The following is a 9,118-nucleotide window of genomic DNA, read 5'->3' on the forward strand; positions in this document are numbered from 1 at the left end:
CCTTCTGGGCGGCAACATGATCGTGGAAACGGTCTTTGGCTGGCCGGGGCTCGGGCGGCTGGTCGTTGAAAGCATCTTTCTGCGCAACTACCCGCTCGTACAGGCCGCAGTGCTGTTCTATGCCGTCACCTACGTGCTTTTGAACTTCATCGCCGACCTGCTCTACACCGTGCTGAACCCGAGGGTGAAACTGTGAGTGTGACAGCCGATACGCCCGGTGTTTCGGAATCCATCTTCCGTCGCAACCTTTCGAATTTTGCCGCGAACCAGTTCGCGATGGCCTGCGCGCTTGTCGTGGTCCTGTTTGTCGTCATGGCGGTCTTTGCACCGTGGATCGCGCCCCACGACCCGACCGAAACCGACCTGTTCCGCCGTCTGCAACCGCCCGCCTGGGCCGAGGGCGGCGAATGGGCCTATCTGCTGGGCTGCGACGGTCTGGGACGCGACATCCTTTCGCGGATCATCTACGGTGCCAGGATTTCTATCTTTATCGGCCTGGCCGTGATCCTGGTGGCGACGGCGGTCGGTATCCTCGCGGGGCTTGCCGCAGGCTATCTTGGCGGCTGGGTCGATGTGGTGATCTCGCGCCTCGTGGATATTCTGCTGGGGTTTCCTTACCTGATCTTCGCCATCGGGCTGATGGCGATGATGGGGCCGGGGCTGGTGAACATCATCCTTGCGCTGGCCTATAAGGAATGGGTGATCCCCGCCCGGGTCGTCCGGGGCGAGGCGCTGGTCACACGGGAATTCGAATATGTCGAAGCGGCGCGTGCACTTGGCGCATCGCGCGGGCACATCATGCTGCGCGAAATCCTGCCCAACGTGCTGTCGCCGGTGATCGTGGTCGCGACGATCCGGATGGCCCATGTGATCATTCTCGAAGCGTCGCTGTCCTTTCTGGGTCTTGGGGTTCAGCCGCCAATCGCGTCCTGGGGTTCGATGGTGTCGGACGGGCGCGCCTTCATCCTCGAGGCATGGTGGGTCTCGACCTTCCCCGGCCTGGCAATCCTGCTGCTGGTTCTTGCGATCAACGTGGCAAGCCAGGGGTTGCGCGACGCATTCGATCCGAGGTTTTCCGAATGACAGACGTGTTGCTGAAGGTGCGCGGATTGCGCACCGTGTTCGAGACGCGCGCCGGCCGGGTTTGTGCTGTGGACGGTGTGGATGTCGATGTCCGGCGCGGCGAATGCCTCGGGATCGTGGGGGAAAGCGGTTCGGGCAAGAGCGTGACCTTTGCCTCGGTCATGGGGTTGGTCAAATCTCCCGGGCGCATCGAGGCCGGTTCGGTCGAGTTTGACGGGCAGGACCTGCGCCGCCTGACCCCGCGCGAGATGCGGGCCGTGCGCGGCCGGGACATTGCCATGACCATGCAGGACGCCCTGACGGCGTTGAACCCGGCTCTGACCGTCGGCGAGCAACTTGGAGAGGTGCTCGAGGCGCATGACGAAACACTGCCCAAACGCGGGCCGGCGCGACGTGCGGCGATCCGCAGGACATCCGTCGAGATGCTGGGTCTCGTGGGCATTCCCTCGGCCGAAACGCGCCTCAGGCAGTATCCCCACGAGTTCTCGGGCGGGATGCGCCAGCGGATCATGATCGCCATCGCGCTGGCCTGTCGCCCCAGGCTGCTGATCGCCGACGAGCCGACAACGGCGCTGGATGTCACGATCCAGGCGCAGGTGCTCGAGCTGATTTCGGATATCCGGGCCCGGCTTGGCATGAGTGTGGCACTGATCACCCACGATCTTGGCGTGGTGGCCGAGCATTGCGACCGTGTCATGGTGATGTATGCGGGACAGGTCGTCGAGGAGGGGACCACCGCCGAGGTGATCGGCGCGCCGAAACATCCCTATACGCAGGGACTCCTGGCATCCATTCCCCGCCCCGCGCTTCGCGGGCAGCCGATCCACCCGATCGAGGGGCAGGTGCCTGATCTGATCGACCTGCCGCCGCAGTGCCGCTTTTACTCACGCTGCGCGGTGAGGCGAGAGGCCTGTCTGACCCCCGTTGAAATGCGAAGCGCCGGCGCTTCGCGCCGCGCACGCTGTATCCTCACAGGGGAGGACGATGCATGAGCTTTCTGAAACTCGAAGGGTTGTCCAAGCACTACACCGGCAGGCCCAGCCTTCTGAACCGCCTTGCAGGTGGCAGGGAAGCGACGGTGCGCGCGGTCAATGACATAGACCTGAGCGTCGAAAAGGGCGAAATTCTCGGCCTCATCGGTGAATCCGGCTGCGGCAAATCCACACTCGGCCGCGCCATTCTGCGCCTGCACGAGCCCACGACGGGCAAGGTGACCTTTGACGGCACCGATGTGACGGCGCTGAACGCGGCACAGATGAAGACGATGCGTCGGCGCATGCAGATCATCTTTCAGGACCCCTACGCGAGCCTCAACCCACGCCGCACCGTCGCCGAGATTGTCGGCCTGCCGCTCAGGCTGCACGGGCTGGCAAAGACGGATGCCGAGGTGCGGGAAAAGGTGGCGGCGATCGCCGCGCGCGTCGGTCTGAAGCCGGGGCAGCTCGATCGCTATCCGCACCAGTTCTCCGGCGGGCAAAGGCAACGCATCGGCATCGCCCGGGCACTGGTGTCACATCCGGAGTTCATCGTGTGCGATGAGCCGGTCTCGGCGCTCGACGTGTCGATCCAGGCGCAGATCATCGCGCTGTTGCTTGAACTCAAGCGCGAGATGAGCCTGACCTACCTCTTCATCAGCCACGACATTTCGGTGATCGGCTATCTCGCCGACCGGGTTGCGGTCATGTATCTGGGCGAGATCGTCGAGATGGGGCCCGTGGACGAGGTGCTGGCCAATCCGCGCCATCCCTATACGCAAAGCCTGATGTCGGCGGTGCCCGAGGTGGATCACGCAGGAAAACGCAAGCGCGTGCAGCTGACGGGCGATCTTCCCTCGCCGCTGAACCCGCCGTCCGGATGCAAGTTTCACACTCGCTGTCCGTTGGCCGTCGAGGCGTGTCGCCAGAAAAAACCTGTCGCCGAAACCGTCGGTCGCGGACACAGCGCGGCCTGTCTGCGCCTGGCGGAACAGCTGTCGCTTCTGGACGAGGTGCCGGCATGAGCGGAGCGCTTTCGCTTGATCTGAGCGGGAGCGCGACAGAGCGCGGGCGCGGGCAGGCCCGGGCGGGCATGACACCGCAAGTGCGCGCGGCGACGCTGGGGCGTGTCGAGGCGGCCCGCGCCGAGGGTCTGCTGGACGCGGATGCCGCGGTCTATCTGCAGGTCCAGCACGCATTCCATATGCAGACGGACCCGGAAGGCATGGCCGAACTCGACGGGATCGCGCTGGGGTTCGGGTTCGATCCCTACGAGATGTTCATCCACCTCCATCTGGGAACCCTCCGCGACCTGAAAGGTGGGGCGGCGCTTGAGGACGGCTGCTCTGCCTGGGCGACCGGGGCAGGACCGGACGGGCCACTGGTGGTCAAGAACCGGGACTTCTCGGGCACGCATCTGGGCATTCAGAGCGTCGCGCGCCATTCGGGGCCGGACATCAGGACCGGTGCGACGCTGTGCCTGGGCAGTCTGGGCAGTCCCGGCGCCTATTCTTCGGGCATCAACGCGCGGGGGCTGGCCCTGGCCGACACGCAGGTGGCGGTCAATGTGCACGGCGTCGGCTGGCTGCGCTACTTTCTGATGACCCGCATTCTGGCACGTTGCTCTACCGTTTCCGAGGCCATTGCGTTGATCAGGTCGCGGCCTCATGCCGGCGGCGGAACGCTTGTGCTGGCCGATGCCGGGGGGGCGACGGCGACGGTCGAACTGGGCGCGGCCGGACCGCAGATCGAGACGGGCAGCCTGTCGTTGCGGACCAATCACTATGTCACGCCAGCGCTTGAGAAAGACACGATGCTGCCCGAGGGCGACTGCATCGCGTCGAATTCACGCCAGCGGTTTTCGTTCCTGTCAGGCGTATTGCCCGCAGGGACATGGGACCGTGCGGCAGCCTGCAGCGTGATGGCGACACACCCGCAAGACGGCGCACCCCTTTGCCAGCATGGTGCCGCGGATGGCACACAAACAATTGCCTCGGCTGTCTATTCCTGTGCCGCTCCCGGGCTGCTAGCGTGCACTGGCTCGCCCTGCCGCTCTGAGTGGATATCCCACGATCTCACCGGCTAGGAGCAAGACACGTTGGCTGACGCTGAGAGGGGAATGGCGGATTACAAGAACGAGCTGATCGGGTCGCATCCCGATGTGCTGGCCTTGCGCAAGCTGGTCGAGCGCGTCGCGCGCAGCCCTGTGCGCACGGTCCTGATCTATGGTGAGACGGGAACCGGCAAGGGCCTGGTGGCGCGCATGATCCACCGCGCCTCGAGCCGCGCCGACCGCAAATTCGTCGATCTCAACTGCGCGGCCATCCCCGCAAGCCTGATGGAATCCGAGCTTTTCGGACATGAACGCGGCGCGTTCACTGGCGCTGTCGAGCGCAAGGTCGGGCTGGTCGAGACGGCAAACCAGGGCTCTATCTTTCTGGACGAGATCCGCGAAATGGACCTGACCCTGCAGGCCAAGCTGCTCAGCCTGCTCGATACGCAACAGTTTCGCAGGGTCGGCGCGGTCAAGATGACCTCGGTCGATGTGCGGTTCATCGCGGCAACCAACAAGGTGCTGCTGTCCGAGGTCAACTCGGGCAAATTCCGCGAGGATCTGTATTACCGCCTGCAGGTCGTGGCGCTGAACATCCCGGCTCTGCGCGAGCGCGGCGAAGATGTCATAACGCTCGCGGAACATTTCATAGAACGATACAACCGCCAATACGGTCGCAATGTGCGCGGCCTGCATCCCGAGACGGCCGACATCTTTCGCGCCTACCGTTGGCCTGGAAACGTCCGCGAACTCGAGAACCTGCTTGAGCGTATCTTCATCCTTGAGGACGAGGACGAGATCCTGCCGAGCCACCTGCCGGATCGTATTCCGCGCAGCCTGCGCGAGAGCGCCGCCACGGCAGAAGCATTGCCCGTCGTCGATGGCAGTTTCCATGACATGACAGCGGCCTTTCAGCGTCAGATCCTGTTGCGGGCACTCGAGCAGGCCGCAGGCAACGTGCAGACCGCCGCCGATCAGCTGGGGCTGAGCCGGCATGCGCTGCGCCACCAGCTGATCAAGCTCGGCCTCAAGCAAAGCTGAGCTTCCTTATATCCCTCAATCATCGCGCTGCGTGAAATGCACGCGCGTAGCGCACGCAAACCGCCGGCAAACGCCGCTGTGGCCTGCGGTTGCGCCTGAAAATGGCTGGCATGAAACCTGCATCTAAGCGGGTGGAACGATAGCAATACGAGGCACCAATGGCATCGCTCAAGATCATCTGCCCGAACGGGCATCTCGGCTTCGCCCCGCTGAAGACGGCAAGCTTTCATCTTGGCGTGGCGGCCAAACCGGATTTCATAGCGGCAGATTCCGGCAGCGACGACATTGGCCCGGTGCCGCTGGGGAATGACAGTTGCGCCAGCCCCCGCGCCTGGCAGGAACACGACCTGCAGGAAATGCTTCTGGAGGCGCGCCGCCTTGGCGTCCCGATGATGATCGGGTCTGCCGGCGATACCGGCACGAACAGCCGCGTCGACATGTATGTCGAGATCATCCGCGACATCGCGGCGCGACATAACCTGCCCGCATTCAAGCTGGGCTGGTTCTATTCCGAGGTCGACAAGGAGTATGTCCGCGAAAAGATCCGTGGCGGCTCTGCGGTCACGGGACTGGATGCGCGCCCGGAGCTGACCGAGGACGAGCTGGATGCCACGCAGCGCATCGTGGCGATGGCCGGGGTGCACCCCTTCATCAAGCTGCTCGAAGAAGGATGCGATGTGATCATCGGCGGGCGCTGTTCCGACAGCGCGATCTTTGCTGCCGCCGCCCTGTCACGCGGCTTTCCCGAAGCGCAGAGTTATTATCTCGGCAAGGTGCTCGAATGCGCGTCTTTCTGCGCAGAGCCCTACGGCGCCAAGGAGACGGTCATGGGGGAGATCACCCCGGACCATGTCGAGGTCACGGCCATGGCGCCCGAGCAGCGCTGCACCGTCGCTTCGGTCGCGGGTCACGCGATGTATGAGCGGTCGAACCCCTTTCATGAATTCGTGGCGGGCGGCAAGCTGGACATGACGGCGTGCCACTATGATCAGGTCGCGGACAAGACGACCCGCGTCACGGGCATGGAGTTCGAGCCGGCCGCCGAGTTCCGGGTCAAGCTTGAAGGCTCCGGAAAGGTCGGCGAGCGGTTCGTCGGAATGGCGGGCATCCGTGACCCCTATACGATTGCCAATGTCGACGAGGTTATCGCCTGGGCGCGTGCCCAGGCCGAAGAACGCTTTGGTACCGAAGGGTGGGAGCTGCACTACTCGGTCTTCGGCCGCAATGGCGTGATGGGAGATCTGGAGCCGCTCAAGGACCAGCCGGGGCATGAGCTGTGTGTCGTGGTGCAAGGCATTGCCCCGACAAAGGAGATGGCCGAGGAGGTCACGATGACGGGCACCCGGCAGTTGTTCTATGCGCGTTTGCCCGACGTGAAGGGGACGGCGGGCGGCGTCTCGTTCGTGCTGGACGAGGTGTTGCAGGCCAGCCCGGCCTATCGCTGGACGTTGAACCACACGATGGCGGTGGACGATCCGCTCGAGCTGTTTCCGACCCACAGCGCCCTTGTCGGATGAGGAGAGCACCATGAACACGCACAAGAAACTCGCCGATCTGGCCAAGACGATCCGCTCCAAGAACGCGGGCACCGACAAGATCACCTTCGACATCATCTTTCGCGAGAAGGACACCTATGAGCTGGTCAAACGATCGAGGGCGCTGACACCTGAAAGCGTGTGCGGCATTCTCAACGTGGATGCCTCCCGGCTCACCGATTTCGTGGAATACGATCCTGCCTATGCGATCAAGTTTACCATCCTGCGCGAGCGCCCGTCGGGCAGTGCCGGGGATGGCGACATCTTTGGTGCGCAGCAATACGCGCCGTTCCTCGATATGCTGGTGGACATCAGCCAATAGCGGCATGAGCAGCGCAGGCGCGCGGCGAGCTGCCGCGCGCCTGGCGGTCCCGGACCGACAAACCTATCCGGGCAGCGATTTGCTGCGACTGCGGGACGAACTGCGGCGTGTCGTCCATGCAGTGGTGCGCGCGGGCGGGCGCTGCGGCTCCTGTTCCAGCTCTGCGAACAGCCAGTCGATGAAGGCGCCGACCACAGGAAGCTGGCGGATTTCGCTCCGGCAGGCGACGTAAAAGACATTGGCCGCCGGAACCGCCATGCGAAACGGGGCAACCAGCTGTCCGCGTGCCAGCAGATCCGCCGTCGTGATCGAATCCCCCATCGCGGCACCATGACCGTAGATCGCAGCCTCGAGTGCCATGCGCGCGTCGCCCATGTGGTGCTCGGTGCTCAGCGGAAGGGTCAGCGCATCTGCAGAGGCGAGCCATTGGGGGTCTGATGCCGGAGGGGGCAGAATCCTACGCTCTCATGAGCGGTTTTGATCTTCCCGGCATGAATAGACTAGCCCGCTGGCGCGGAATGGTCAAAATCTGTAGCCTGTGCAGGCGCTGGAGACGAGGCGCGAACCGATGGTTATCATGCTCTCATCCGCGGGCTGGATACCGCCTTACCTGATCCGATGTGGGCTTGCCTCTGTCTAAGTCCGGAGATTCATCCGATCGTACGCCGAGGGTTCCCCTATCATTGGCCGCCGTCTCCAGCGCTCTGCACAGGCAGTCTGTCGGCCTGCTCAGGCGTGCAGCGGTGTTTTCCGGGCGATGTCCCATATGAAGCCGGCGAGTTCGCGCGCGACCGCAGACAGCACCCTTGGCTGTGGTTTTCCGTGTTGGCTGAGATGACGGAAGCGTTTGCACAGGCGGGTCTGCGCCTTCCAGCCGATGTCCCTGATCTCCTGCGGCAGATGGGCCGAGCGCTTCAGATAGGGATGGCCTTCTTTCGGTGGATGCCGGTAGGACCAGCCAGCCTCGACCAACATCGTGCGCGCCAGAGCATTGCCGGTTTTGGTCAGGCGGCCACGCCGTGTCGTGCTGCCGCTGGACTGCTCGCTCGGCACCAGTCCTAGCCAGGCCATCAGCTGGCGCGGATTGTCGAACCGGGTGATATCGCCGATCTCGGCCACAACCGTCGCGGCAATGGTGGTGTTGACGCCGCGCAGGGCGCGCAACGCATCCACCAAGGGCGCAAAATGCCACCCCGGGATCGCGTCTTCGATGGCTCGGTCCAGCGTCGCGACGCGGGCCTCGCATTGGTCGATCGCGCGCTTGAGTTCTTCGAAAGCCAGCTGCTGATGCGGATAACGAAACCGGCGCAATTCGGCGAGCCATCTGCGGTGGCGTACCGTCCAGTACTTGCCGTTTTCATATGTCAGCCCATGGCGCAGAAGAAAGCTGAGCAACTGTTGTTTCGCCACTTTTACTGCATCCTTGGCCCGTTTGCGCGTGCGGATCAGATCGCGCATCGCCTCCTGTTCCTCGTCCGGCGTCCAGATCGCCGTCAGTTCACCGGCCCGCAACAGACGAGCCAGCATGACGGCATCACGCCGGTCGGTCTTGATCCGGTCGCCGGGCTTGCGCGGAATCATCGACGGCGCGACAACGGCACATTCGAAGCCAAGCCTGGTAAGATGGCGGTGAATGCCGTAGCCGCAAGGGCCGGCTTCGTAGCAAAAGGAAGGGGTGTTCCCGCTTTTCGCCAGCGCCTTCGTCAGCCGCAACACCGCATCCGCCGAGTTGACGATGGTACCGTGAAAGCGGACCTCCCCACCGCGACCGTCCTCAGCGACTGCGGCAGCAATCGTGTCTTTGTGGACATCCAGGCCCACAAACAGCGTCTTGTTCATCTGTATTTCCTCCGTCGAACAATCCATGTTCGCCGAGAAAATCACAGGCACCACGCCCGCCGCAAAAACCGCTCATCTGGTCTAAGGCTGAGTTTTGGCCGGATTTCGTTGCAGCGTCCTGTAGACGGTCGGTCTTGAGACGGCAAAGAGCTCAGCGAGATCGCTGATGGAATATTGGCCCAACAGGCCCGAACGTGCATATATGGACATTTGAAGGAACATATAGCGAACGAACTGACTGTTGACCGTGTGGTCCGAAGTCGGGAGGCTG

Annotated in this window: 10 protein-coding genes and 1 pseudogene; 8 read left to right on the plus strand and 3 right to left on the minus strand. The window is 63.4% G+C overall.

The window, feature by feature from the left end; all coding sequences use genetic code 11:
* The 8 genes from BLQ77_RS27670 to BLQ77_RS27705 form a co-directional block, all read left to right on the plus strand.
* Positions 1-196: ABC transporter permease subunit (locus BLQ77_RS27670; protein ID WP_131822094.1), on the plus strand; the 196-nt coding region annotated here is incomplete at its 5' end.
* On the plus strand, positions 193-1,083 hold the full coding sequence (locus BLQ77_RS27675) for an ABC transporter permease (protein ID WP_242661902.1): 891 nt from the start codon (positions 193-195) through the stop codon (positions 1,081-1,083). The genes BLQ77_RS27670 and BLQ77_RS27675, both read left to right, overlap by 4 nt.
* A complete protein-coding gene (locus BLQ77_RS27680) occupies positions 1,080-2,075 on the plus strand; it encodes an ABC transporter ATP-binding protein (RefSeq protein WP_089964274.1) in 996 nt (331 codons plus the stop codon). Before BLQ77_RS27675 ends, BLQ77_RS27680 begins: the two co-directional genes overlap by 4 nt.
* Positions 2,072-3,082: an ABC transporter ATP-binding protein gene (locus tag BLQ77_RS27685; protein WP_089964275.1), complete on the plus strand. Its 1,011-nt coding sequence runs from the start codon at positions 2,072-2,074 to the stop codon at positions 3,080-3,082. The genes BLQ77_RS27680 and BLQ77_RS27685 overlap by 4 nt, the downstream gene beginning before the upstream one ends.
* On the plus strand, positions 3,079-4,143 hold the full coding sequence (locus BLQ77_RS27690; RefSeq protein ID WP_165617238.1) for a C45 family autoproteolytic acyltransferase/hydrolase: 1,065 nt from the start codon (positions 3,079-3,081) through the stop codon (positions 4,141-4,143). Before BLQ77_RS27685 ends, BLQ77_RS27690 begins: the two co-directional genes overlap by 4 nt.
* A gap of 33 nt (positions 4,144-4,176) precedes the next feature.
* Complete coding sequence (locus BLQ77_RS27695; protein ID WP_089964277.1) at positions 4,177-5,151, plus strand: sigma-54 interaction domain-containing protein; 975 nt, start codon at positions 4,177-4,179, stop codon at positions 5,149-5,151.
* A gap of 158 nt (positions 5,152-5,309) precedes the next feature.
* Entirely contained in the window at positions 5,310-6,668 is a 1,359-nt protein-coding gene (locus tag BLQ77_RS27700; RefSeq protein ID WP_089964278.1) for an acyclic terpene utilization AtuA family protein, read from the plus strand.
* Positions 6,669-6,678: 10 nt separating this feature from the next.
* A complete protein-coding gene (locus BLQ77_RS27705) occupies positions 6,679-7,008 on the plus strand; it encodes a DUF4387 domain-containing protein (protein WP_089964279.1) in 330 nt (109 codons plus the stop codon).
* 63 nt (positions 7,009-7,071) lie between these two features.
* Here the strand turns inward: BLQ77_RS27705 and BLQ77_RS27710 are convergent, their stop codons facing one another.
* From BLQ77_RS27710 to BLQ77_RS29590, 3 genes and pseudogenes are all read right to left on the minus strand, one after another.
* A complete protein-coding gene (locus BLQ77_RS27710; protein ID WP_089964280.1) occupies positions 7,072-7,464 on the minus strand; it encodes a LysR substrate-binding domain-containing protein in 393 nt (130 codons plus the stop codon).
* Positions 7,465-7,737: 273 nt separating this feature from the next.
* Positions 7,738-8,847 carry an IS110 family RNA-guided transposase gene (locus BLQ77_RS27715; RefSeq protein WP_089964281.1) on the minus strand — a complete coding sequence of 370 codons (1,110 nt, stop codon included), beginning with the start codon at positions 8,845-8,847 and terminating at the stop codon, positions 7,738-7,740.
* An 81-nt stretch (positions 8,848-8,928) separates the two neighbouring features.
* Positions 8,929-9,118 (minus strand): annotated as a pseudogene (locus BLQ77_RS29590) (hypothetical protein); the annotation flags it as partial.

It is taken from the genome of Salipiger thiooxidans, from assembly GCF_900102075.1.
Taxonomy (GTDB): domain Bacteria; phylum Pseudomonadota; class Alphaproteobacteria; order Rhodobacterales; family Rhodobacteraceae; genus Salipiger; species Salipiger thiooxidans.